Here is a 25,600-nt window from a genome sequence, read left to right as displayed (position 1 = left end):
CAGTTTAAGACAGTTGCTGACCCTATTGGTTTTGCTTACCTCATTTTGTTATTCCCGACCATCCTCAACAGGTGATTATTCGAGGCAATAATCGAGAGCCTGTTTTTCTGGCTGATGAGGATTATCACTTCTATCTTGAACAAAACCAATCGAGTCTGACTCCTTTGGTTGAAGTTAGGAATTGTTGATGGAAAGTGGCTTAACATTTGATATTCTAGTGGGAGCTGCCTTCATCGTTACTGGTGCTTTGTTCCTTACTTGTTTGGTATTAATTACTCCTTTCTATGTTTGGTATATAAAGAAAAATTACAGACAGGTTTGGGAGTATTATTTGCAGTGTTTAGATTATACACCGTGGTTTAATGCTTATAGGCTGTGGTTCTTTTTATTCAGAAATGTATTTAAAAAAACACAAGATAAATGGTTTATCAGACTGAGTTTTGTTTTTAAATATGTATACTTATCATCAGTTTTTTTGATGACTATTTTGTTTTTTGTTGTCCCTGTATTTCTTCTCTAAAGGAATCAGGTGTTTGGGTATACGAGCTGATATTAAAAACTAAGCGCTTGATAGAGTTGACAGGAGAACCGACGTTGAGCAGCTTGATTTTGATTAATCAATTGAACAGTGAACTCCCCTAAACTGCTGGATAATTAGAAAAAACCAATTGAGTCTAACCGGTATTAGTGATGTTGGCTTGAAGTGGCCTGAGCAGTCAATAACATATGAATCGAAAAAGAGACTATGGACAAATGAATATGGAAGGTGCAAACCAGATCGTAATTTATCATTTAACTCTAACTGAAATAATATCTCTAATTATCGGGGTTGCTTCAATCGCACTAGGGCTATTTGCGATTTGGCTTGCTCTCCACATTAAAAAAGAATCCGAAGCACTCAATAAAGAAACAAAAGATTTATTGGTCGAGATTAAGACAGATGCCAAGTCCATTACTCGCGGTGTATTGAGTGAAATGGAAAAATGGGGCGATTTGGGAAGAACGGTTCTTACATCTAGTTCAGAAGAGCGACGATCAGGTGGCGAAGGCGTTCATAGCGAAAGCAAAATTAATGCTAAAGATTAAGTGCAGGAATAAATGATGGCTAACAATTTATTTATATCATATGACCTTTATTCGCCACATCAGGATTATTCGGCAACAATCGAGGCAATTAAAAATTTAGGTCCCTGGGCAGCGGTCCAGAAATCTTTGTGGTACGTAAACGCAAATTATACAGCAGAACAAGCCGCTAAAATTGTTCGGGAAAAGCAAGACCCGAACGATTCATTGATAGTTATCGATGCGAGCAATAAAGATGCTTACTGGTACAATATATCTGAAGAGGTTGCGAAGCATATTCAGGATTATTGGTTTAGGTAGTCTAGCACGAACAAAGCCGGCTAGAGGGACAGTCAAACAGCTACGTGCTTTGTCTGCCCCTGCTGGCGCCGTTACACGGTAACCAATAGGGTCAGAGCGTTTGATTTTAAATAAAGAACTTAGATTAATTTGATAGTTATTTAAGTAAGACTTGCTTATCAAGATATTTGTGATCAGGTTAAAAATTATTAAGAGTATCTTTACCACACCGCGACCCAATATTAGAAAGTAAGCTATTTTTACACTTTCCCTAAATAACTAAAAACAAGCTAGCTTTTGTAACTATCGTCTTCAAAGTCATCAAGACTATCGTAGTAAATGATGGCTAAGTACTGAATCGGCATTTGTACTTTGGTTTCCGGTCGATGAGGCTGTTCTGCCTGGAATGTCAGAGAGTCACCCGGCTCAAGAATAAAACGCTCATCACCTACGGTGTATTCTAGTTTACCCTCCAGCATATAAATGAATTCAGTGCCGGCATGTTCAAACGGATCAAACACTTCACTTTCTTCATTTAAGGTAATCAAAAACGGTTCAAACAGTTTTTTTGGACCGGTGTCATACGCCAGCAAATGGTATGTGTGACCACTTTTGGTTCCACGGCGAACGACTTCCATGCCTTCGCCATTCTTCACATATTGAGCACCACCCATGGGCGTGTCGTAATCATGAAACAAGCGTGAGAGTTTGACACCGAGAGCATTGGCTAAATGTTCCAGCTTTTCCAGACTGGGTGAGGTCAGTCCATTTTCAATCTTACTTAACATGCCGCGGCTGACATTGGCTCGCATAGCGACATCCGCAATGGTTAATCCATTTTCAGTACGAATATGGCGCAGTGTATTTCCCAGGTGTTTATCTAACGACTGATGTGTCGCAGTTTCAGTCGTCACGATCGTTTGCTGTTTGCTCACGGCAAGAATACTCCGTCTTCTTTAAGGCTGTTTTGCCTGATTATACCTGAGGTTTTTTTATTTATCCCCACTAAATGTTTCCTATTGTGAAAAAAAGTTTACAAGGCTATTGACATGTTTTTTTCGACATGAGTAAATAGAACCATGTTTCATCACATGAAATATTGTTTACCTAGTTAGAGGTAGATTCGCATACTACTTAAGTAGTATTGAGCATTATGAGTGGAGGTTAAGAATGCCATTAGGGCTATTAAAATATGGTCTGAGTAGTGAACACCCGGCACCACGTTTTTTTAGGGACTGTACCGAGCCTAAGAAATCGTACGATGCCGTGATTATCGGTGGCGGCGGACATGGTTTGGCTGCGGCGTATTACTTAGCGAAAGACTATGGCATTACCAATGTAGCTGTATTAGAAAAAGGCTATATTGGTGGCGGTAACACGGGGCGTAATACCACTATCGTACGTTCAAATTACCTGACACCAGAAGGCGTTAACTTCTACGATGCCAGCGTTAAATTGTACGAAGATTTATCAGAAGAATTAGACCTGAACCTGTTTTATTCAACTCGTGGGCACTTCACTTTAGCTCACACCGAATCTGCAATGAGAACCATGCGCTGGCGTGCTGAAGTGAATAAACATGTTGGGGTTGAGAGTTATGTCGTCGGTCCTGAGGAGATATCCAAAGCGTGTCCGCAACTGGATATCTCCTGCAGTGGCCAAGCGCCTATCCTAGGCGCTTTGTACCATGCACCAGGCTCTGTAGCTCGTCATGATGCCGTGGCATGGGGTTATGCCAAAGAAGCGGATCGCATGGGTGTTGAAATATTCCAAATGACGGAAGTCACGGGGATTGATACTAAAGGCGGCAAAGTCGTTGGTGTGAACACATCTAAAGGTTACATCAGCACAAATCGTGTTCTATCTGCTGTGGCAGGTTTTACACCACGTATCACTGAAATGGTGGATTTGAAAACACCGATTGTGATTCATCCTTTACAAGCCTGTGTATCAGAACCGATGAAGCCTTGGCTCGATACCATCTTGGTTTCCGGCAGTTTACATGTGTACGTGAGTCAGTCATCTCGCGGTGAACTGGTCATGGGCTCATCACTGGATCCTTATGAATTCCATTCAACACGTTCATCACTGGATTTCGTGGAAGGACTCACCACACATATCACTGATATGTTCCCGTTCTTATCGAACGTGAAAGTGGTTCGCCAATGGGCGGGTATGGCTGACATCACGCCTGACTTTGCACCGATTATGGGTAAAACACCGCTGGAAGGGTTTTATCTGGATGCCGGATGGGGCACATGGGGATTTAAAGCCACTCCAATCAGTGGCAAAACCATGGCCGAGACAATAGCCAAAGATATGGCTCCTGATCTTATTAAATCATTCCGTTTATCACGTTTTGAAGACTATGAGCTGACCGGTGAAAAAGGCGCAGCTTCAGTTGGTCACTAAGTTAAGAGTAAGGCTATGAAACTACTTGAATGTCCCGTTAATGGTATCAGGCCGATGAGTGAATTCACCTACGGCGGAGAATATCGAAATATGCCCAACCCTGACACATGCTCAGATTCTGAGTGGGCAGCTTATGTGCACTATCGTAATGGTGCACCTGGTTTGAAAAAAGAATGGTGGTATCACACCCCCAGCGGTACCTGGTTTATCGCTGAACGTAACACGATGACTGATAAGGTCAACCGTACTTATCTTCTGGGTCAGGAGGAAGCTAAATGACCAGCCGTATTGCTAAGAAACGAGGTGAGTGGATCAACCGTGACAAGCCACTGACTTTTCAATATGAAGGTCAGACTGTGCAAGGTTACGAAGGCGATACCATTTCCAGTGCGCTGTGGGCGGCTGGTATTAATGTGCTGGGTCGTAGCTTTAAATACCATCGTGCACGTGGTGTATTGAGCTTTGCTAATCATGATGTCAACGCCATGATGACAGACGGCGTGGATACCAATATCCGTGCTGACGTGTGGCCTGTGGCCGATGGTATGGATATCAAAGCCGTCAATACCATTGGTGGTGTATTAAAAGATAAAAACAAATATATCGATTATTTATCACCGTTCCTGCCGGTCGGTTTTTATTACAAAACGTTCTATAAGCCAAAAAGCCTGTTTCCGTTCTGGGAAGACAAAATCCGTAAGGCGGCTGGTTTAGGCGAAGTTAACTTTAACTACCCACGTATTATTAAACCGAAAAAGTTTGCCCACTGTGATGTGTTAATCATCGGTGCCGGTCTGTCTGGTTTATCAGCTGCGGTTAAAGCGGCTGAGCAAGGCCTGGATGTGATTGTTGTTGATGAAAACAAGCAGGCGGGTGGCAGCCTGACATACGACTATGCCGGTGACCAAACGACAGCAGATACCCTGACAAGCCTGTTAGGTAAAGTGGAGTCGAATCCGAATATCCGTTTAATTACCGATGCGTATGCTGGCGGTTTTTATGGCGATAAATTGGTGCCATTAGTCGGTAAAGACGGCATCACTAAAGTCTGGGCGAAAACGGTGATTGTGGCTTCTGGCGCGTTTGAGCAACCACCTGTATTTCGTTACAACGATCTACCGGGCGTGATGATGGGATCGGCAGCACAACGTCTGATTCATCGTTATGCGGTTAAACCTTTTAATAAAGGTGTGGTGGTAACAGCGAATGACTATGGCTATCGCACCGCACTGGATCTTGCCTCAATTGGCGTTGAAGTCGTTGCTGTCATTGATATGCGTAGAAACGGCGCACCACGTGAACTGGCTCAGAAAGTCAGAGATCTAGGTATTGCTGTTCATATCTCCAGCTGTATTTATGAAGTCATCCCTACCTCGGATAAATTGGGTGTTAAAGCGGTTTCAGTTAGCCCTTACGACGACATACGTGCAGGCGCCGATAGTGGTCACACTGTGCGATTGGCATGTGATGGTGTAGCGATGAGTGCCGGTTGGGCACCAGCAGCAGCCTTGTTATATCAGGCTGGTACAAAAATGCGTTATGACTACAGTGTCGAACAGTTTGTACCTGATGAATTACCTGAAGGCGTCTTTGCGGCGGGTAAAGTGAATGGTGTGTTTGATTTCAAAGCACGTCAATTAGACGGTCAGCGTGCAGCAGCAGAAGCGGCCGCTTTCCTTGGTAAGTCAGTTGATGCGGTTGCCGTGCCTGCTGTTGAGATGAATTCACCCAGCCATCCTTATCCGATTGTTGACCATCCTAAAGGCAAGAACTTTGTCGATTTTGACGAAGATATTCAGGTGAAAGACTTCATCAATGCCGCTAAGGAAGGTTTTGACAACATTGAGTTAATGAAGCGTTTCACCACGGTGGGTATGGGCCCAAGTCAGGGTAAACATTCCAATATGAATGCGATCCGTATTCTGGCTCGTATTCGTCAGCTACCGGTTGAGAAAATTGGTAGCACCACCGCGCGTCCATTCTTCCACCCAACACCGATTGGTCATCTGGGCGGACGCGGATTCCACCCTCATCGCTACACAGCCATGCACGAATGGCATGTCGATAACGGCGGCGTGATGATGGAAGCTGGCGTGTGGATGCGTCCTGCGTATTACCAACATAACGGTCGCTCTATGACGGCGATGGAAGCGGTACAGCAAGAAGCCTTAGCAGTTAGAGAACAGGCCGGCATGATTGACGGCAGCACCTTAGGAAAAATTGAAGTCTACGGTGCCGATGCCACTGAATTTCTGGAACGTTTCTACACAGGTAAATTCAGCAAACAAAAAATTGGTGAAAGCCGTATCGCTCTGCTGTTAGATGAAGCGGGTGTGATGTTGGATGACGGCCTCGCCGTTCGTGTCGAAGCAGAAAAATTCTACGTATCGACTAACTCATCCAATGCGGCAACGGTTTACCGTGAAATGCAACGTAATGTTCAGGTGTGGGGCTTACAAGTCACATTGGTCAATCTGACCGGTGCTATCGCTGCCATGACACTGGCCGGACCGAAATCACGTGAGATTTTAAGTTCACTGACCAATGCCGATTTGAGTGAAGTCTCGTTACCAGATGGAAACATGATTGAAGCTGAGATTGCCGGTGTGAATGCCAAAGTCATGCGAGTGAGTTTTGTTGCTGACCTGGCTTTTGAAATTCATGTGCCTTACAAAGCGGGACTGCATGTTTGGAAACAAATCATGGCTGCCGGACAAGCTCATGGTATTCGTCCATTTGGTACCGATGCACAGCGTCTGCTGCGACTGGAAATGGGACATCACCTGATTAGTCACGATACCGATGGGTTGACCAATCCATTTGAAGCGCATTCCGAAGCATTACTCAAAATGGATAAGCCGTTCTTTATCGGCCAACGCAGCCTGAAAATCATCGCTAAGAAAAAGCTGAACAAGAAGTTAGTGAACTTTGTGCTGGAGAAAGGCTATGCCAGGGAAATGCCGAATGAGTGCAATCTGGTGATTGATAACGGCAACATCAAAGGCCGTGTCACCAGTATTGCATACAGCAGATACCTAGACAGAGTGATCGGTTTTGCTTTTGTTGCACCAGAACAGGGCAGTGTGGGCTCAACGTTTTCTATTCGTACCGATAGCGGTGCAATGGTTGAAGCGACTGTCGTCGAAGCCCCTTTTTTTCACCTACTTGATAAAGACGGAGAGTAAGCATGCAAGACGGCATTTTTAAAAGCCCGGTCGCTTTTGCTCAAGCCCCTTTGAAGCCGATTAGTGGCATCGTGAATGGCATGGAGACTGCAATAACCATGGCGGACAAGGCCATTGAATCTTCACGTTACGAGTTATTAAGTATTTGTGATGTGAGTGCATTAAATCGCTTTGGCGTGAAAGGACCTAATGCAGCGGAGTGGTTAGCCTCTGCCAATCTGACACTGCCAGAAGCAAAAAACAGTTGGACATTACAAGGCAAAAGAGAGCTGGTCTTAAGATTGGGGGGAAGTGAGTTTCTTGTTGAAGAGCCACTGAACTCTCATCTGGTCGCTCAGTTAAATGCCTTGCCTGTGAACAAAGCAGGTGTCCACAAGGTAATTCGCAATGATGCGTCGTTTATTGTCAGTGGCAAGCTGACAACAAAGTTATTTTCTGAAGTCTGTGCTATCGACCTGTCAGGAGATGCACTTGAAGAGAATCGTCTTGTCATGACTGTCATCGCCGGTGTATCGGTAACGTTGCTGAGACAGATGCTGAATGGCCAATCTGTTTATCGCATTTGGTGTGATGGTACGTTTGGACCCTACCTGTGGAAAACATTATTGGGCATCACCGAAGAATATGGTGGCGGTGCTATAGGGTTCAGTTTTTATTACGAGATCAATTAATACGACCAAGTGTTGATCATTCAAACAGAGGAAATGTTATGAAGTATGAATTCGACCCTAAGGCTTCGCCAGCTGACCAATTAGCCTACGCGCAGAAGTTTTTGGCTGAAAACAATGTGAAATATGTGTTGGCCCAGTTTGTTGATATCCATGGTGTGGCTAAGGTCAAATCTGTGCCAGCAGATCACCTGGAAGACATCATTAAAACCGGTGCTGGTTTTGCTGGTGGCGCTATTTGGGGAATGGGCATTAAACCTAATGGTCCAGATTACATGGCAATGGGCGACTTAAGCACATTGAGTTTATTGCCATGGCAACCTGGTTACGCGCGCCTTATTTGTGATGGTCACGTTAATGGTGAGCCATACAGCCATGACAGTCGTGTTGTACTGAAAAAACAAATTTCTCGCCTGACTGAAAAAGGCTGGATTTTATACACTGGTTTAGAGCCTGAATTCTCTTTATTGAAAAAAGATGAGTTCGGTCATCTGCATCCCTTTGATCCAACCGATACGCTACAAAAACCCTGTTATGACTATAAAGGCATCACACGTCAGAGCGCTTTCCTGGAAAAACTGACTGAGTCATTGATTGATGTCGGTTTGGATATTTACCAAATCGATCATGAAGATGCGAATGGTCAGTTTGAAATTAACTACACCTATGCGGATGCACTGAAGAGTGCGGATGACTATGTCATGTTCAAAATGGCAGCCAGTGAAATTGCCAATGAAATGGGCATGGTGTGTTCATTCATGTCTAAACCGTTCAGCAATCGTCCTGGTAACGGCATGCATATGCATATGTCGATTGGTGATGGTGAGAAAAGCTTATTCCATGATGACAGTGATGAAACCGGCCATGGTTTATCCAAACTGGCTTATCACTTTATGGCAGGCATTCTGGCTCACGCACCTGCGTTATCAGCGATTGCAGCGCCTACCGTTAACTCATACAAACGTTTAGTTGTGGGTCGTTCATTATCGGGTGCGACTTGGGCACCAGCCTATATCTCATACGGTAATAACAACCGTTCGACCATGGTACGTATTCCATACGGTCGTATCGAGTTACGCCTGCCAGACGGCACATGCAACCCATACCTGACGGCAGCAGCAGCGATTGCAGCTGGTCTGGATGGTGTGGAGCGTCAACTGGAAGCGGGTCCAGGTTATGACATTAATTTATATGACTTAAGCCCAGAAGAGTTGGAAGAAAAAGGCATTGGCATCCTGCCACAAAATCTTCATGAAGCTCTGACCGCGTTAGAAAAAGATGACGTGATCAAAGGGGCATTAGGCGATGAGTTTGTTAAAGAGTTCTTAGAACTTAAACACATGGAATGGGTGGAATACATGCGTCATGTATCTGATTGGGAAATCAATCGTTACGTTGAATTTTATTAAAAGAGTCCCTTCCCAGGGAATGATGTTAGGAGAATAGTTATGTGTGGAATCGTTGGCCTGTATTTGAAAAACGATAAATACCAAGACCGTCTGGGTGAACTGTTTGCACCAATGTTAATTGCGATGACAGAACGTGGCCCTGACAGTGCCGGCTTTGCTGTCTATGGCGATGAAGTGGATCAAGGTGTGAAGTTAACGCTTCGCAACGAAGATGAAAATTATGATTGGGCTGCATTGGCAAAAGACATTGAAGCCAAACTGAATACAAAAGTTGACTGGTTCCAAAACAGCAAAGTGGCAGTATTCAAAGTCGATATTGACGCTGAAACTGTTGAAAACTTTCTGATGGAAAATCATCAGGATGTGCTGATCATGAGCTCAGGTAAATCTATCGAAATCCTGAAGGAAGTCGGTCTACCAGAACGTATCGTCAATCTGTTCCACCTGGAAAACATGAAAGGCAGCCACATCATCGGTCATACACGTATGGCGACTGAATCAGCTGTAACCATGGCGGGTAGCCATCCTTTCTCAACAGGTATGGATCTGTGTCTGGTACATAACGGTTCTCTGTCTAACCACAACCGTCTGCGTCAGGAACTGATACGTGAAGGTATTCACTTTGAAACTGAAAACGATTCAGAAGTGGCTGCAGGTTACCTGACATACCGTTTACAACAAGGCGACAGCCTGACAGAAGCGTTAGAGCATGCCTTAGACGATCTGGATGGTTTCTTCACCTTCACCATCGGTACTAAAGATGGCTTCGCTGTCGTGCGTGACCCTATCGCCTGTAAACCTGCGGTGATTGCAGAAACAGATGATTACGTGGCCATGGCCTCTGAGTATCAGGCTTTAACAACATTACCTGGCATTGAAAACGCCAAAGTTTGGGAACCAGAGCCTTCAAAAGTCTATGTTTGGGAACGTACCACGCACTAAGCAATGGTGTATGAGGAGAATATAAATGAGTACTAAATCTGTAGCAGAATCAGTGACCACATCCGGCAAACAAACGGTGGATTTGGCACAACAAACAGTTCGTGATTTGAATCAGGCTCTACATGATCAAAACAAGGAACTGACCATTGCTGAATGGGAAGTATTAAACCCAAAAGGGGAGCATAACCTGGCTGTTGGTCTTGACCAGAAGCTCAAAATCGATATCCACGGTCCGGTCGGTTACTACTGTGCGGGTATGAACAAAGAAGCCGACATCACCGTTCACGGTCATGCGGGTCAAGGCATTGCTGAAAACATGATGTCTGGCAGTGTGCGTGTCAAAGGTAACGCTTCATCAGCAGCCGGCGCGACAGCGCATGGTGGTTTGTTAGTGATTGAAGGTGATGCCGGTTCACGTTGCGGTATCTCGATGAAAGGTATTGATATTGTTGTAAAAGGCAGTGTCGGTCATATGAGCTGCTTTATGGGCCAAGCAGGTTCACTAGTGGTATGTGGTGATGCCGGTGATGCGCTGGGTGACTCGCTTTACGAAGTGCATATCTACGTGAAAGGTAAAGTGAAATCGTTAGGTGCTGACTGCATCGAAAAAGAAATGCGTCAGGAACACCTGGATGAACTGTCGGCTTTATTAGAAAAAGCCGGTGTGGATGAAGATCCAAAAACCTTCAAACGTTATGGTTCAGCTCGTCAGTTGTACAACTTCAAAGTTGATAACGCGAGTGCTTATTAATTGCTGATATTGCGAGGAAATAGAAATGACTGAAAAGAAAAAATACATGACCGTACCGCGCGAGTCAGCGACGTTTGATAAATTGACGATGGCTGAAATCCGTCGCGCTGCTGATACGGGTATCTATGATATCCGCGGTGCCGGTGCCAAACGCAAACTGCCACATTTTGACGATTTGCTGTTCTTGGGCGCGAGTATGTCTCGTTACCCATTAGAAGGTTATCGTGAAAAATGTAATACCTCGGTGACCTTAGGTACTCGTTTTGCGAAAAAACCTATCACTATTGATACGCCTGTCACGATTGCCGGTATGAGCTTCGGCGCGTTGTCTGCCTATGCTAAAGAAGCGCTAGGACGAGGTGCATCAGCAGTGGGTACATCTACCACCACAGGTGACGGTGGTATGACACCGGAAGAACGTGGTCAATCAAGCAAACTGGTTTACCAATATCTGCCATCACGTTATGGCATGAATCCAGACGACTTACGAAAAGCGGATGCGATCGAAGTGGTATTGGGCCAAGGTGCAAAACCAGGTGGTGGCGGTATGTTACTGGGTCAAAAGATCACAGAACGTGTTGCCAAAATGCGTACATTGCCAATGGGTGTAGACCAACGTTCAGCGTGTCGTCATCCTGACTGGACGGGTCCTGATGATCTTGAAATCAAGATCAAAGAACTGCGCGAAATCACAGACTGGCAAGTGCCTATCTACATCAAAGTCGGTGCAACGCGTACTTACTATGATGTGAAGCTGGCGGTGAAAGCCGGTGCTGACGTTATCGTCGTCGACGGTATGCAAGGTGGTACAGCGGCAACGCAAGACGTGTTTATCGAACATGTCGGTATCCCAACCATGGCAGCCATTCCTCAAGCGGTTCAAGCCTTACAAGAAATGGGCATGCACCGTAAGGTTCAACTGATTGTGTCTGGTGGTATCCGTAATGGTGCTGACGTTGCGAAATGTATGGCTTTAGGTGCTGACGCAGTCGCTATCGGTACTGCTGCATTAGTGGCATTGGGTGATAACGATCCTAAATGGGAAGAAGAGTACCAAAAACTGGGTTCAACAGCCGGTTCTTATGATGATTGGCACGAAGGTCGTGACCCCGCTGGTATTTCTACTCAGGATCCAGAGCTCATGAAACGCTTTGATCCCGTTGAAGGTGGTCGTCGTCTGGCTAACTACATTCGTGTTCTGACACTGGAAGCACAAACATTAGCACGTGCTTGCGGTAAAAATGACCTGCGTCATTTGGAACCAGAAGACTTAGTGGCTTTAACAGTGGAATCAGCAGCGATGGCACGTGTGCCATTAGCCGGAACAAGCTGGATTCCTGGCACACATACATTCTAAAAATGTTGTTGTGCCATTGATAGTTAAAAACCGGTGTTACAAAGACAATGTGGCTTATAGCGATCCTTACCCCGTCAATATAAGTTGCCTTGTCTGCGTAACATCGGTTTTTTTCTTTTCCTTAGCAAAACAGGAGGACAGTGTGTAAATCATTTTTTAATCATTAGAAGAGAGAAATATAACCATGAATAATAAAATAAAAAATCGTATTCAAAACATGTATCTACGAGACTGCATCATGGCTTGGGCAGATGTACTACTTATCTGGCTGGCTGTGGGTTTCGTCCTCATTAGCATCTTAAGCATTCTGGAAGATCCGGTTATCCGACTGGTGATGATTATTTCCAGTGCTTTGCTCGTTCTTTTCAATACCGCTTCTGTCGGTGCGATGACTAAGCACTACGCAGAAGATAAAGAGTTTATCTACGGATTGGACATCAAACATCTCGATGAAAATAGAGCAGCGAAGCGCTAATTGCCGAGTGATTTTAATGAGGAAATCTTATGTCTACTTATGTACCAAAGGTACAGTCTAAAAAGGGGCAATTGTTTGATAGTCTCTTTATTCTGATACTTGTCTATGTCAGTTTGTATATTCCTTTGTTTCTTGAATCTGATTCTAAATCAGCAAGTGACAACACCTCATCTCAGGTTATCTCCTGGGAATCCCTAAACGTCTCACCTGTTGAGCAGGAACAATGGCAGAAGCTGGGTTTTGATGAAACTTCAGCGGCTGAAATCATTAACGATAAGTTTGATTACACCATTGATCCGCTGATGCTTGGCATTACGGCTTTAGTCATTATTGGCTATTTCATCTTTATGCTGCGTGTCTCAGAGTCTCAATACCGTGAAGTGATTGCTGAAAAATTTGGTGATAAGGCTTCGCTTGCGGAACAGGAGGCACAACGATGAGCTATTGGGAAATTTTAAGTTACGCCGCCTGGATTATCTCAGCCATGTTATTGCTGTGGATTCTGGTGGATGCACTCAGTGTGTCTCGTCAGTTTGATGAATCGCTACTCATGAGCTCACGTGAAGGCGCTGATGAACTGATGGCAGAGCTCGAGCGAGAGGAGGAGCAGTCATGAGTCAGCAATCTTCTTCTCAATCCGGGGAACAACGCATTTCAATGCTGAAGGTATTGAATCCGTTTCATATCTGGGCATTGGGTGTGGGTATTGTTCTGGTCGGCGAATTTATGGGCTGGAACTTCTCTGTAGCCAAAGGTGGAGCTTATGGCGCTTTGATCGCTTGTTGGGTCATTGGTTTGTTATACAGCTGTGTCGCAATGATCGACTCTGAAGTCACATCAACCGTGGCAGCAGCGGGAGGTCAATATACACAGGCAAAACATATTATTGGTCCGTTAATGGCCTTTAATGTGGGCTTGTATCTGGTGATGGCGTATACCATGCTGGAAGCGGCGGATGCTTTGATAGTCGGTGATTTGATGGCGGCTGTGGCATCAGCAACGGGCTTCCATGACTTAAGTCCTCAACCCTTTGTGGTACTTACCATTTCGTTTCTGGCCTGGCTGAATTACCGCGGCGTGTTTATGACGCTGACGCTGAATTTTGTCATTACCTTGTTTGCCTTTCTGGCGATTTTGGCCTTATTCATTGGGGCTGATCCGCTTAACCCAGGGCATATTCTGAAACACAGTGATCTGTTAACAGAATTACCGTATGGCTGGATTGGGGTCGTCGCTGCATTGCAGTTTGGCATGTGGTATTACCTCGGTATTGAGGGCACATGTCAGGCAGCGGAAGAGGTGAGAAGTGCTGGTCGGGCGATTCCACTGGGCACGATTGGTGGCATTTTGACCTTATTAGTGGCAGCGACACTGACCTGGTATATCTCGACGGGTCTGATGCCATGGCAATATTTAGGTCAGGCGACCACGCCGTTATATGACGCTGCTTCGATTATTGGTAATCCGGTATTACAGGTCGTGTTGTTTATCGGTACCATGTTTGCGGCCATTGCTTCAGCTAATGGCTGTATTAATGATGCGGCGCGTGCCTGGTTTTCCATGGGACGGGATCGCTATATGCCAACCTGGTTTGGAGCGATTCATCCACGCTACCGTACGCCGTTCAGATCAATTATTTTCCTGATTCCCATTGCCGTGTCATTTGCATTCACAGGTTTATTGGATCAAGTAATCACCTTCTCGATTCTGTCAGGCCTGCTGGGTTACACCTTCATGTCTATCAATATGGTCAAGTTCAGAAAAATGTGGCCATTGGATGTGATTAAGCGAGGTTATATTCATCCTTTCCATCCTATTCCGGCTTATACCTTGTTGGGTTTATGTTCGCTGGTCTATTTCGCGACCTTTCTGGGTTACGGTGCGTCGTTACTGTCGATTATGGCGTTTTACATCGTGGCCTCGATCTGGTTTGTGAAACGACGTTATCAGTTCGTGAAGCGGGGTGATCAGTTCACCATGCCCTGGCCACGGCCCAAAGGTTATTAGGAGGAAGCAGCATGAAACATATTTTATGTGCAACGGATGGATCTCATAGTGCGATCAAGGCCGTCGATTTTGCTGTGGATCTGGCGAAATCGGTCAATGCTAATCTGACCTTTATCCATGTGGTCAGACCGACCAGTGACGATATTTCACATAGCTATTTTTGGGATTCGAGCATTCTCGATGCCGCTGATGCGCAAATCCAACAGGAATTACGCGAAGCCATGGTACGTGCCACATCTCAGGGACTAGAGAATGTGTTTTGTATCACGGCAGCGGGTCATGATATTGCTAAAGCCATAGTTGATTATGCTGAGAAACATGAGCATGACCATGTGGTAACAGGATCCGTTGGCCGCAGTGGTATTGCAAAAGTGTTATTAGGATCGATAGCGCAGCATATCGTGCAGCGATCTCACTGTCCGGTGACCGTCGTCAGATAAGCCTTAGTCCCGCAGTACTATCATGGCTGCGGGACTCTTTTTCTGAGGGAAAAGAGGAATATTGAATGAATGTAGATGCTATATACGCCATGATTTTTGTGTTGTTAGGCAGTACTTGCTTGCTGCTTCTATATCGCCATCATCATCGTCATGTCTTGGTATCAAGACAGCAGGTATTTGATGATTGTCATGAGGTTGTTCAGATGACGTCATCAACGCTTGATGGACAAGGATATGCCTCTGTTTTTGCCGATTGGAATAATGCCAGGGTAAAGCTTTCAGTCGAGGTGGATAACCTCACGGCAAGAAAGTTACCAGTGATGTGGATGCATTTAACCTTGTATCGAGCACATAAAGACAGCAGTGGCGCGACACTCGATATTTTAGTCAGACCACAAAATACCGAGAGCTTCAGTCCGTCATGGCAGTGGATAAAACCGGTGATGCCTTTAGCTGGCTGGCCGCAACATGCCCGTTATATGACAAAAACCCAGCCGCCGCCATTAGCAGGGATAGATCAGGATATTAAAGACTTGTTTGCTGATTCTCGCTGCAAAGAGTTACTGATTACCCCGATGGCGATTCGACTTACTTGTTTAGCTAAGCAATCAGACCGCGGCCATTATTTATTACTACGAGCCATTAATTTTGATGACAAACCCATTGAGGCAAGCTTGGTAGCTGGTTTATTACACAAGTTAGATAACTTAGTGACTCACCTGGATGAGGTGCAAGATGAAGCAGCCTAGTCGCTTATTGCAGGGCCCCGTCCATCCCTATCTGGTGCTATTGATTGCCATTGTGTTGCCTGGGGTGGGGCAGGTCGTGAATCACAACCCCATGCGTGGCCTAACGATGCTGTTTTTTATGTTGGTATTAGGTGTGGTGACCTATCAAATGGCCGCACCGGGTATTTCGGTGATAGGCCAGTTCGCTGGTGGAATTTTTATTTATGCATTATCGATTATGGATGCCTATATGTGGGCCAGAATTCGTTGGGAGCAAGCTAATTTCTCTCAATAGGTATGGGTATAACCCCAAGGTAGTAATCCTTCTTTGGAATTTTTTTACCCCTGAAACTAAGCAATACTTAACCTGAAGTTGGTTTTTAGATGAAACCGTTTCTTCATGGTTATCCTCGGACTCTTTGCGATTTGAGACCTTTGGGTGAATGACTGATCAGATTCAGTCATTCACACCATTTTTTCAGTTGATTCAACCGATGTGTGAATCAAAAAAACAAGGATACATAATGAATCTGCCTTTAACACATCGACTTGAAGATGTTCAAAATACGCCAGACAAGCGCCAACTCATCATTGATAAAGTCGGTATCAAGTCACTGCGTTATCCGGTTTTATTCCAATCAACGACCGAAACACCCATACGTGTTGTCGCCGAATTTAATATGTATGTGCATTTAGCTGCCGATGTCAAAGGCACGCATATGTCACGTTTCATCGAATTACTGGAACGCCCTGATTCCGTTTTCAGCCTAAGTAACATGCCTGCGTTTATGACCGATATGCTGGAATTATTAGGCGCGAAACAAGGTCACGTCAGCTTACATTTTCCGTATTTCATCAGCAAAACCGCACCAGTTTCAGGTGTGAAAAGCTTTATGGATTACGACATTACGCTGACAGCCGATTACAAAGACAAACTGGAACTGACCGTCAAAGCTGAGATCCCTGTGACCAGCCTTTGCCCATGTTCTAAAAAGATTTCAGATTATGGTGCGCATAATCAACGTTCACTGGTTACTGTTGAAGCGCGTATTAGTGAAAATATGACGCTGGATGCCCTAATTCAACTGATTGAAGAGCAAGCTTCTAGTCAGCTCTATGGCTTGTTGAAACGTCCAGATGAAAAGTATGTGACCGAATTTGCTTACGACAATCCGAAGTTTGTTGAGGATTTAGTCAGAGATATTGCTGTCGCATTAGCTCAGCAGAGTGATGTGTCGGGTTTTAGAGTAGAATGCGAAAATTTTGAATCCATCCACAACCACTCAGCTTACGCCGTTATTGACCAGTTATAAGGAGTTTTATACTCATGCCAGAATCCACGTTGAAGTCATGTTCTCAAGTATCACACATCGCTACGACTGAGGAGATTATTGAGGACATTCGACAAGGCAAAATGGTCGTCTTAATGGATGATGAAGACCGTGAAAACGAAGGCGACTTGTTGATGGCTGCCAGCCATGTGACATCCGAAGCCATTAATTTCATGGCAATGCATGCTCGCGGCTTAATCTGCCTGACTCTGACTGAGCAACGTTGTGAGCAATTAAATTTACCCTTAATGGTTAAGCAAAATAAAGCCGGTTTTGAAACAAACTTTACTCTGTCAATTGAAGCGGCTGAAGGCGTGACGACAGGTATTTCAACACAAGACCGAGCTGTGACTATTCAAGCTGCAGTCGCGGCTAATGCGACCGCTGATGATATCGTTAGTCCTGGTCATATTTTCCCTGTGATGGCGCGAAGTGGCGGTGTGTTAACACGTGCAGGGCATACCGAAGCAGGGTGTGACTTAGCCGCGATGGCAGGTGAAGAACCTGCTGCTGTTATCTGCGAAATCATGAATGAAGATGGCACCATGGCTCGTTTACCCGACCTGATTGAGTTTGCTAAACAACATGATTTGAAGATTGGCACCATTGCTGATCTTATCGAGTATCGTCATCAGCATGAACAAAATGTGGTTCGTCTGAGCGAGCGTGATATGCACACCATGCTGGGTTCATTCCGTCGTCATGATTATCTGGACAAAACAACAGGCATGAAACATCTGGTACTGGTTTACGGCACACCTGTCGCTGGTGAAGAAACCTTAGTTAGGGTTCACGCGCCGTTTAACACGATGGATCTACTGGATGATGACCGTCACGGTCACACTTGGAGCGTCGCTGAAGCCATGCAGCATATTCAACAAGAGGGCGCAGGTGTTCTCGTGTTACTTCATGGTGATGAAGGTGAATGGGAGCGACTGATTCAGTCAGATCGGAATTATGCTGAAGAGTATGTGCTTAAACACTATGGCGTCGGTGCTCAGATATTAAGAGATTTAGGCGTTACAGAAATGCGTCTGATGACATGGCCGAGAAAATTACCATCGATGAGTGGTTTTGGCTTGAGCGTGACTGATTATGTGTTGCCGGATGATCTTGCTGAAAAGTTAGCGACATCAGCCGTCGTCTGATTACGATGACAGCATCGGCTTCATATTTTTAAATTAACGAATGAAATACAAGGGCTGTTTATGGCTTGGCTAGCATTAGTAGTAGCGGGATTACTGGAAGTCGTCTGGGCGGCGGGATTGAAATACTCAGAAGGTCTGACCAAGTTAGGGCCCAGTCTGCTGGCACTGGTCACCGTTGCTTTGAGTTTGTGGTTATTGGGTGTGGCCATGAAAACATTACCACTAGGCACCGCCTACGGTGTTTGGGTAGGCATCGGTGCGATTGGTACCGTGATTTTCGGTATCGTGTTTTTATCCGAGCCAGCCACGATAGCGCGTATATTCAGTATTTTATTAATTCTATCGGGCATCATTGGGCTGAAAATTTCTCACTAAATATTGGGTGACAGGCTGTTTTATAAACTCACCCAGTGGCGCTTTACCCGCGTTATCCTTAACCATCACAGATACTAGGATGCGTGGTATGTTACTGATTGTTTTGATTGGCAATGGTGTCATCAGATATTAGGTGAGGTTGGGACGGTGGAAAACAACGCGCGGCAGCCGATAACACTTTCTCTCTACAATCGTTTTTCATTACATCGCAGTATCGACTGGACCGGTGCTTTCTGGCTGGCCAGTGGTGTGCCAGCACTGGTGTTATTTTCGATGGGGGCGATTGCCGCCACTGTGGGTAAACCTGCCTGGTTAATCTGGATTGTCTCGATTTCTATTGGGCTTGTTCAAGCTTTCACCTACGCTGAAATTGCCGGCTTATTCCCTCATAAAACCGGCGGTATCTCCGTGCATAGCTCGGTTGCCTGGGCAAATTACAGTAAATGGATAGCCGCCTTATGTATCTGGTGTAACTGGGTCGCATGGGGGCCTGTTCTGGCTATCGGCTCTGCTTTAGCTGCCGGGTATATATTGAATGTCACCTATCCACCAGATGCGGTGATTAATACTTGGCAAATCACTTTGCTGGATCTCAGCTTTCTGAAAGCCGGACTCTGTCTGCGAATTAATGCCGTCTTTATTATCGGTGCAGTGTTGATGGTGTTGGTCTTTGCCATTCAAAACGGCGGCATTTTACGCTCCGCCAAAGCCATGATGATTATTGGTTTATCTGGTCTTGCACCTTTAATGTTGATTGCGATTGTGCCATTGATTACCGGTGATTTGGCGATGGGTAACTTCTACCCATTAGCACCGCTTGCCTATGACACAGATGGCTACGTGGTGCCGGGTGTATGGGATATTAAAGGCTGGTCTTTAGTGGCAGGCGCTTTGTTTATTGCGGCCTGGTCAACCTATGGTTTTGAAACAGCCGTGTGTTACACCCGTGAGTTTAAAGATCCCAGCCGTGATACTTACCGCGCTATTTTATATTCCGGTTTATTGTGTTTATTTGCCTTTGTGCTGATTCCCTTTACTTTTCAGGGCCACATGGGCTTAGGGCAGATGATTGAACCGCAGCACTTTAATGCAGCAGGTGAAGTGATTCAGCCAGCGCAATATGACGGCATGTTAGCCGCGGATATTTATAGTGGCATGGGTATCGCCAATGCGCTTTATGGCATTTTAGGTAATAGCGGCATTATGGTGGATATGTTTGTGGTGATGTTGGTGCTGGCACTAATGTTATCGATTATGACCACGATGTCCGGCTCGTCTCGTACGTTATACCAGGGCTCAATTGATGGTCTATTGCCTAAATACCTGTCACAGGTAAATCAGCACGGTGCACCCACTAGTGCAATGTGGACTAATCTTATCGTTAACCTGATGTTACTCAGTCTGTCTGATTACGTGTTTTTGCTTGCCGCATCTTGCGTCAGTTACATCATTTTTAACTTTCTGACCCTCAATGCCGGTTGGATTCACCGCATCGACAGGCCCAACTGGAAACGCTCATATCGAACCCCAAAAGTCTTATTTATCGCCGGTATCGCCATGGCCTTTTTGAATATTACCTTTATGGCACTGGGAGCTAATATCTGGGGCGGTGGCACATTGATGAGTGGTTTGATTCTGGCCAGTCTGAGCATTCCTCTGTTTTGCTGGCGGCATTACTTAATCGACAAAGGCCAACTACCGTCATCGATGCAAGAAGATATTCAGGCTGGCAACACCACTGAAACTTCCCGTAAAGCAGGCCGATGGCCTTATCTGGTTTTACTGTTCAGCGTGCTACTGGTGGGCGGGATTCAGTTTTTAGTTAGTTAACTATCGGCTCGAAAGATATAAGGCATAAAAATTATTTATCCATTTTGCGCATTCCCTTGATTTCACTGATTTCTAAGTATTTCTATAAAAGCAACTTATATGTTTCATTATGAATTCACTACTCGACCAGATCAAAAAACGCCGTATCGCATTGGAACTCAAGCAGCACGATATGATGCTGCGCGTTGGTATATCGCGCCAGCAATATCAGCGGTTGGAATCCAAAGGCAATCCACGCCTTGATACCCTTGAACTTATTGCCAAGGGGCTTAAAAGTGAATTACTGCTGATACCACAGGAAAAATTAAATGCTGTACTGGCTGTACTGGCTGTACTGGCTGTATTGGCTGTATTGGCTGACGATAACTTGTCACCAACTGGGGCACCAACCGAGCCAAATAAGACGGACAAAGAAAAAAGTAGCTCATTGGCCGATGATCCATGGCAGGGATTACTGGGAGAAAATGAATGAGCACAGACAGCAATGATGAAGTAAACGAAATCAAATTCTCTGACCCTTTTAATTCTGAATTATTTATTTCGTACGTTTTTTACCAAGAAAGAATTATTGGGTCCACGTTTAAGTTCGAATAAGTCAATGGCTTTGAACAAGCTGCTAAGATTCTTAAAGCCATAATTTCGGGTATCAAATGAGGTTTTGTTAGAAATATTTGAGCCTACTGGTCCAAGTGCCGCCCAGCCTTCTTCGTCTTCTGTTGCCTCAATGGCCTGTCTTAGTAAATTAATTAACCTAGTATCCGATTTAATATTCTTCGGTTTAACGGTTGTTTTGGTTTTTTCTTTTTCTTCATCCAGGAAAAGAAACTTAGAGCAGGCGTTTACGAATGCTGCTGGCGTTTTTCTCTCACCAAACCCCAAAACCACCTTTCCTTCAGCTAATGCTCTGGTCACCATCGGCGTAAAATCACAATCCGATGATACAAAACACATTACATCAATTTGCTTGGTATACATCACATCCATTGCATCAATCACCAGTGCAATATCCGACGCATTTTTCCCCTTGGTTAAATCATATTGCTGTATGGGTTGAATGGCATATTCATGTAGCAGATCTTCCCAGGCCTTTAACGTAGGCGACTTCCAATTACCGTAAGCCTTACGGATAGTAACTACACCATAGTTGGCAACCTCGCTCAGGACATCTTCAAACTTACTTGCAGGCGCATTATCAGCATCAATAAATAGTGCTATTTTTTGTTTTAATTCATCCATGTGAGTACCTTAAGATAGTTTTGGTTTATATATAATTCAGTAGGGTCAGATTATCTAATTAGGCCAATGAATGCTCTAAACTTTGTAATTATCAAGTTGGGTATCTCCTTGAGCCCTGCTGGGCTGACTCGTCAATTCTGTCAGTCTCCTTGATTCTGCCTTGATTTCTGTAAGTCCTTTTTCAGTATGAAACCGCAAAGCCCAAAAATACAAAATACAGACAACAGTACAATCCCAAAATCAACAGAACTGGCAGATTCTAGTAAGAGGCTGCTGGTGTATATCATCAATAAGAGGAAAATGAATGAAAAAATAATATATGTAGTAAATCCCCAATATTTTTTCCAGAGAATGCCAATGCCTGATAATGATGACAATGCAGCCATTGCGAATACGAGTATAGTTAACGGCAAGGTATATTCGTTAATGAGCATTGCGTAGAGACTATAAAACCCCCATGCTAGTAAAAGTAGTCCAATTAGTACTGATACGCTTCTTTGATTGATCATATTTTTTCTATTGCTTTAATCTGTAATCAGATGAGTTAACATTATCAATAAAGCATTTTTGAATTATGGATTCATATTTTTAACGTCCTTATAAATTACTGAAAGAAGTAATCAATAGAGGCGGAGTTTTTGATTTGATTGACCTCATTGATTTTTCCTTGTAGTTGTCAAGCTGGCTGACGCCATGATTTAGTCTTGAGTATCTATTTGAATCTCTTCCACAATAAATCCTAGGTTTCCTTTCAATCCAAATAACGTTGCTTTTAGGTTTCCTTCTGGAAATTTATTATACGAATGCTCAGAAATACTGAATCGAAAGAGAGGAATGGGAGGACTATCGATAAGTCGCAACTCGTAATGATAATCACGAAAGAAGCTCCTTCTTCCGTGACGAGTCTTAACTTTGTGAACCTGTGTCTGTTCTTCAAAATCTTGTCCAGTTATTTTGGTTAACTGATAAGGAATGACTGAAGCAAGAAGCATCCAATAAGTAGCAATTAAGAGGATGGGAAGTATCAGTATAGAAGCTAACTTATTTCTTAAAGGCATAGTCTTCACAACTGTCCCGACACTTTGCTTTGCCTTTATTTTTAAAATAATGATTGCTGCACAAAATAACAGGGAAATTGCAAAGGCTATATAGAATGAAAATAAGCTGACTGTTGGATCGGGTATAAAATTGTCCACACAGACAAATTGTATGAACGCAATACAAAACGAACTGAGAAAAATAACTCCTAGGATACGTTGCTCACGAGGAGTGTCTTTTTTCCAAAAGTGTTCTCTATGCTTCATTGTCTATGAGCCAGGATGAACACTCACTCAATGATAATATTGAAGTGTTGTTGAGAGTTAAGGTTGATATGCAGAATTCCTTTTCAGTCTGAAACACGGTGTTACCTCAATCCTTTGTTACTGTATATAAGTTAATCGATATGAGCGTTTTTCAAAATCAAATGCTCCTACCCTATTGATTATTATGTAAATTCACCTACAGCCATGTTTAAACCTACCATGATCAAAAAAATGGCTGAAATAAGATATGAAATTGAGACTATCGCATAGCTCAACTTATTGATATCCATAGAGCTAAATTTAGCCAAAGCGACTATTCCAGACGCCAAAGTGAATGCAACTGCCGATAATGAAACTATTACGAGATGCAGCATAATAGAATCTATGTCTTTGCCTTTTACCTCGGCGGTGTGAATCATAAAATAAACAGCTGCTAGCATGACAGTGGGTATTGCTAATCTTTTATATGACTTTTCCAGCTCACTTAATATCTGATCTACTTTATCCATGTGATATCTCCAAATATTTCATAACTCTGAGTAAAGTAGTGTCTCGACAGAGACGTCCTTTACTTGCGACTTATTAGCTAAAAACTCCGAAACGTACTACTAGAAAATCAATAGGGTCGAAGTGTTTGATTTTACTGACCCATTGATTCTTGGATTGTTGTATTTGTTATTCATACAGGACTTCGGTTAAAAGCTGAGCGAATCAAACCTATACCTGCAACGGCAAAAAGCGCAGAGGCAATGCCGTTTATCCAACGGCTTATGCGCTGATAAATATTCATCACACCGGTAAATGAAAAAACTAAAGAATACATAGCGTTTACTGAGAACCCAACAAAAACGCATACTAAAACACCTGCAATTAAGGCATGTATGTCGTCACCAGCATCCAGACCAACGGAAAGTGCTGCTAACCAAGCAATAACAGTCTTGGGATTAGAGATATTAAGGATGAACCCACGGATAAACCACTTTTTTGCAGTTGGAATATTGCTAGGGTCATTGATGTCCTCTACTTGAGGATTGAAAGCTGACTTTCCTGATAGATAAGCTAACCGCAGCAAATAAAGCCCACCAAAGACTTTAAGAAGCATCAATAGATAGACAGAACTTTGGAGGATGGCCCCCATGCCACTTGCAGCTATCACACCCCAGAATACCAGCCCAAACGATAAGCCTGCACCATAGATTAGGCTTACTTTTCTTCCTCGTCTCATAGCAATTATTGCATTTGAAATATTGGCAGGACCGGGCGTTACAGCAACTACAAAAAAGGAAAGGCCAATCATGAAAAGTGAAAAAGGATCTAACATTTTTTCCTCTCCCTCATGTTCTTCTTCTCCGATTCAATTAACCTTATTAAGTTGGCTGACACCTTGATTCCTTGATTCGTTATGAACTTCTGCAAGGTTACTCAAATCTCCTAGATTCAAGAATTTGAAACCGTTTGGTTCTTCACCATTCTGTGGCATCCATAAGAATCGATATTCTCTTTGATATGCGAATCTAAAATTTTTTGACATCGTAGCGTCAAAATACTCGTTTTTTGCTCTTTCATAAGGATCAAAGTATTGAATAGGATTATGATGAAAGTACCATCCAGGCAACCTAGAAGTTGCGGCATATTCTAGCCGACGCGAAAATTCTTCGACGTTTTTGATAATTAAGCATGCATCTCCATCAAAGGCGGGGAAGAGACCCTGATCCCAGTCACAAGACATGCAAAAAATATAGTAGTTGGGCATAGTAACCATCCTTTCTACATCTCCTGTAATTGGGATGGAAGTTCCATTCTCGGTCGTAATGCGCGTATACCCTCCGGGAAGGTAGTGCTTTTTTGATCTCTCCTCATCTTGTCGAGCAATGTTATGCTCACTAGCTTGAAAATCTGATGCAGGTCTAATTCTGATAATTCCTTGATTAACAATATTATCCAAGTGCTCTCGTTTGTCGTAACGAAAAAGTACATCGCCAGAATTAGGATGTTTTGGCCTAACTATAGAGTCAATCGGCACATTATTAAAGGTAATGTCTAGGGGGACTGAAGATGGCAATTGCAAACCGCGAAGATAGAATTCAAAACGTGTTTGATGTTCTTTTCTAAACCAATACCAAGAACTCAAAAAGCTTTGTATTGGAATAATGTGTTTGTCTTCACTAACTAGAGCTCGCATGTTTTTCAATATATCCGCATACCTAGTGAGCAATGATTCGTCTGGAAGGCGTTCTAAATATCTGTAGGTTTGATACTGAAATTCCCAGAACTCAGCCTCATAACTATGCTGATTATCTTTAAATGATTTTATAGCCTCAGCGTGCGGAAGACGTTGAGGAAGCCGAAGTACGGGAATTTTTGTTACTTCCATGATCCAATTCTAGAGCCGATTATAATGAACAGCTTTTTCCGTTCGTTAAACATTTTAGTTTTGTGTTTGTAAATGTCAGTAAAGATCATATTTTTAGCCTATTCCCTCGGTGACCTAATAAAACTAAACAGGGAGCAGTCACTGTTTTTCATCCTTCCTATGTATTTCATAATTACAAGTTTCCTCAATTTAATCAATTGTTTAAATAACTAAAGTTCATATGCTTTGGTGTGATTAATGGACGAGCACAAACACATTCCCAAAGT

Annotated in this window: 28 protein-coding genes; 22 read left to right on the top strand and 6 right to left on the bottom strand. The window is 43.8% G+C overall.

The window, feature by feature from the left end:
- Window positions 1-726 precede the first annotated feature (726 nt).
- Window positions 727-1,086: a hypothetical protein gene (locus B2248_RS06945; protein WP_273179618.1), complete on the top strand. Its 360-nt coding sequence runs from the start codon at window positions 727-729 to the stop codon at window positions 1,084-1,086.
- 15 nt (window positions 1,087-1,101) lie between these two features.
- Window positions 1,102-1,383: a hypothetical protein gene (locus B2248_RS06940; protein WP_273179620.1), complete on the top strand. Its 282-nt coding sequence runs from the start codon at window positions 1,102-1,104 to the stop codon at window positions 1,381-1,383.
- A gap of 269 nt (window positions 1,384-1,652) precedes the next feature.
- On the opposite strand, the gene B2248_RS06935 is transcribed toward B2248_RS06940, so the two are convergent.
- Entirely contained in the window at window positions 1,653-2,297 is a 645-nt protein-coding gene (locus B2248_RS06935; protein WP_273179622.1) for a helix-turn-helix domain-containing protein, read from the bottom strand.
- A 235-nt stretch (window positions 2,298-2,532) separates the two neighbouring features.
- Between B2248_RS06935 and B2248_RS06930 the strand changes: the two genes are divergently transcribed.
- The 20 genes from B2248_RS06930 (at window position 2,533) to B2248_RS06835 (ending at window position 20,892) form a co-directional block, all read left to right on the top strand.
- Complete coding sequence (locus tag B2248_RS06930) at window positions 2,533-3,774, top strand: FAD-dependent oxidoreductase (protein WP_007146758.1); 1,242 nt, start codon at window positions 2,533-2,535, stop codon at window positions 3,772-3,774.
- A gap of 15 nt (window positions 3,775-3,789) precedes the next feature.
- Complete coding sequence (locus B2248_RS06925) at window positions 3,790-4,053, top strand: sarcosine oxidase subunit delta (RefSeq protein WP_040576622.1); 264 nt, start codon at window positions 3,790-3,792, stop codon at window positions 4,051-4,053.
- On the top strand, window positions 4,050-6,959 hold the full coding sequence (locus tag B2248_RS06920) for an FAD-dependent oxidoreductase (RefSeq protein WP_273179626.1): 2,910 nt from the start codon (window positions 4,050-4,052) through the stop codon (window positions 6,957-6,959). The genes B2248_RS06925 and B2248_RS06920 overlap by 4 nt, the downstream gene beginning before the upstream one ends.
- Window positions 6,960-6,961: 2 nt before the next feature.
- Window positions 6,962-7,630, top strand: coding sequence for a sarcosine oxidase subunit gamma (locus B2248_RS06915; RefSeq protein ID WP_273179628.1), 669 nt, complete (start codon window positions 6,962-6,964; stop codon window positions 7,628-7,630).
- Window positions 7,631-7,668: 38 nt separating this feature from the next.
- On the top strand, window positions 7,669-9,036 hold the full coding sequence (gene glnT / locus B2248_RS06910) for a type III glutamate--ammonia ligase (RefSeq protein ID WP_273179631.1): 1,368 nt from the start codon (window positions 7,669-7,671) through the stop codon (window positions 9,034-9,036).
- A gap of 39 nt (window positions 9,037-9,075) precedes the next feature.
- The gene (locus B2248_RS06905; RefSeq protein ID WP_273179634.1) at window positions 9,076-9,978 is read left to right on the top strand and encodes a class II glutamine amidotransferase; all 903 of its coding nucleotides are present in this window, start codon (window positions 9,076-9,078) and stop codon (window positions 9,976-9,978) included.
- Window positions 9,979-10,003: 25 nt separating this feature from the next.
- Window positions 10,004-10,729, top strand: coding sequence for a protein glxC (locus tag B2248_RS06900; RefSeq protein WP_273179637.1), 726 nt, complete (start codon window positions 10,004-10,006; stop codon window positions 10,727-10,729).
- 25 nt (window positions 10,730-10,754) lie between these two features.
- Window positions 10,755-12,086: an FMN-binding glutamate synthase family protein gene (locus B2248_RS06895; protein ID WP_007146751.1), complete on the top strand. Its 1,332-nt coding sequence runs from the start codon at window positions 10,755-10,757 to the stop codon at window positions 12,084-12,086.
- A 184-nt stretch (window positions 12,087-12,270) separates the two neighbouring features.
- Window positions 12,271-12,561, top strand: coding sequence for a hypothetical protein (locus tag B2248_RS06890; protein WP_273179641.1), 291 nt, complete (start codon window positions 12,271-12,273; stop codon window positions 12,559-12,561).
- 29 nt (window positions 12,562-12,590) lie between these two features.
- On the top strand, window positions 12,591-13,001 hold the full coding sequence (locus B2248_RS06885) for a hypothetical protein (RefSeq protein ID WP_273179643.1): 411 nt from the start codon (window positions 12,591-12,593) through the stop codon (window positions 12,999-13,001).
- Window positions 12,998-13,177: a hypothetical protein gene (locus B2248_RS06880; RefSeq protein ID WP_273179644.1), complete on the top strand. Its 180-nt coding sequence runs from the start codon at window positions 12,998-13,000 to the stop codon at window positions 13,175-13,177. The genes B2248_RS06885 and B2248_RS06880 overlap by 4 nt, the downstream gene beginning before the upstream one ends.
- Window positions 13,174-14,568, top strand: coding sequence for an APC family permease (locus B2248_RS06875; RefSeq protein ID WP_273179646.1), 1,395 nt, complete (start codon window positions 13,174-13,176; stop codon window positions 14,566-14,568). The genes B2248_RS06880 and B2248_RS06875 overlap by 4 nt, the downstream gene beginning before the upstream one ends.
- Before the next feature lie 11 nt (window positions 14,569-14,579).
- The gene (locus B2248_RS06870; protein WP_273179647.1) at window positions 14,580-15,008 is read left to right on the top strand and encodes a universal stress protein; all 429 of its coding nucleotides are present in this window, start codon (window positions 14,580-14,582) and stop codon (window positions 15,006-15,008) included.
- A gap of 65 nt (window positions 15,009-15,073) precedes the next feature.
- Complete coding sequence (locus tag B2248_RS06865) at window positions 15,074-15,757, top strand: hypothetical protein (protein WP_273179650.1); 684 nt, start codon at window positions 15,074-15,076, stop codon at window positions 15,755-15,757.
- On the top strand, window positions 15,744-16,031 hold the full coding sequence (locus B2248_RS06860; protein WP_007146744.1) for a hypothetical protein: 288 nt from the start codon (window positions 15,744-15,746) through the stop codon (window positions 16,029-16,031). The genes B2248_RS06865 and B2248_RS06860 overlap by 14 nt, the downstream gene beginning before the upstream one ends.
- Before the next feature lie 229 nt (window positions 16,032-16,260).
- Window positions 16,261-17,049: a GTP cyclohydrolase FolE2 gene (folE2, locus tag B2248_RS06855; RefSeq protein ID WP_273179653.1), complete on the top strand. Its 789-nt coding sequence runs from the start codon at window positions 16,261-16,263 to the stop codon at window positions 17,047-17,049.
- A 14-nt stretch (window positions 17,050-17,063) separates the two neighbouring features.
- Window positions 17,064-18,215: a bifunctional 3,4-dihydroxy-2-butanone-4-phosphate synthase/GTP cyclohydrolase II gene (gene ribBA / locus B2248_RS06850; protein ID WP_273179656.1), complete on the top strand. Its 1,152-nt coding sequence runs from the start codon at window positions 17,064-17,066 to the stop codon at window positions 18,213-18,215.
- 60 nt (window positions 18,216-18,275) lie between these two features.
- The gene (gene sugE, locus B2248_RS06845) at window positions 18,276-18,590 is read left to right on the top strand and encodes a quaternary ammonium compound efflux SMR transporter SugE (protein WP_273179659.1); all 315 of its coding nucleotides are present in this window, start codon (window positions 18,276-18,278) and stop codon (window positions 18,588-18,590) included.
- A 147-nt stretch (window positions 18,591-18,737) separates the two neighbouring features.
- Window positions 18,738-20,420: an APC family permease gene (locus B2248_RS06840; RefSeq protein ID WP_273179661.1), complete on the top strand. Its 1,683-nt coding sequence runs from the start codon at window positions 18,738-18,740 to the stop codon at window positions 20,418-20,420.
- A 109-nt stretch (window positions 20,421-20,529) separates the two neighbouring features.
- A complete protein-coding gene (locus tag B2248_RS06835; RefSeq protein ID WP_273179664.1) occupies window positions 20,530-20,892 on the top strand; it encodes a helix-turn-helix domain-containing protein in 363 nt (120 codons plus the stop codon).
- Between the two features lie 59 nt (window positions 20,893-20,951).
- On the opposite strand, the gene B2248_RS06830 is transcribed toward B2248_RS06835, so the two are convergent.
- The 5 genes from B2248_RS06830 to B2248_RS06810 form a co-directional block, all read right to left on the bottom strand.
- A complete protein-coding gene (locus B2248_RS06830) occupies window positions 20,952-21,656 on the bottom strand; it encodes an NYN domain-containing protein (RefSeq protein ID WP_007146738.1) in 705 nt (234 codons plus the stop codon).
- A gap of 698 nt (window positions 21,657-22,354) precedes the next feature.
- Entirely contained in the window at window positions 22,355-22,960 is a 606-nt protein-coding gene (locus B2248_RS06825; RefSeq protein WP_040576620.1) for a hypothetical protein, read from the bottom strand.
- 182 nt (window positions 22,961-23,142) lie between these two features.
- Entirely contained in the window at window positions 23,143-23,469 is a 327-nt protein-coding gene (locus B2248_RS06820; RefSeq protein WP_007146737.1) for a hypothetical protein, read from the bottom strand.
- 170 nt (window positions 23,470-23,639) lie between these two features.
- Window positions 23,640-24,281, bottom strand: coding sequence for a LysE family translocator (locus tag B2248_RS06815; protein WP_007146736.1), 642 nt, complete (start codon window positions 24,279-24,281; stop codon window positions 23,640-23,642).
- A 33-nt stretch (window positions 24,282-24,314) separates the two neighbouring features.
- Entirely contained in the window at window positions 24,315-25,334 is a 1,020-nt protein-coding gene (locus tag B2248_RS06810; protein ID WP_273179669.1) for a hypothetical protein, read from the bottom strand.
- Window positions 25,335-25,600 lie beyond the last annotated feature (266 nt).

Source organism: Methylophaga sp. UBA2012 (assembly GCF_002335235.1).
Lineage (GTDB): Bacteria > Pseudomonadota > Gammaproteobacteria > Nitrosococcales > Methylophagaceae > Methylophaga > Methylophaga thalassica.
Note: the sequence above shows the minus strand (reverse complement) of the source record. Positions and strands in the feature narration are given on the sequence as shown.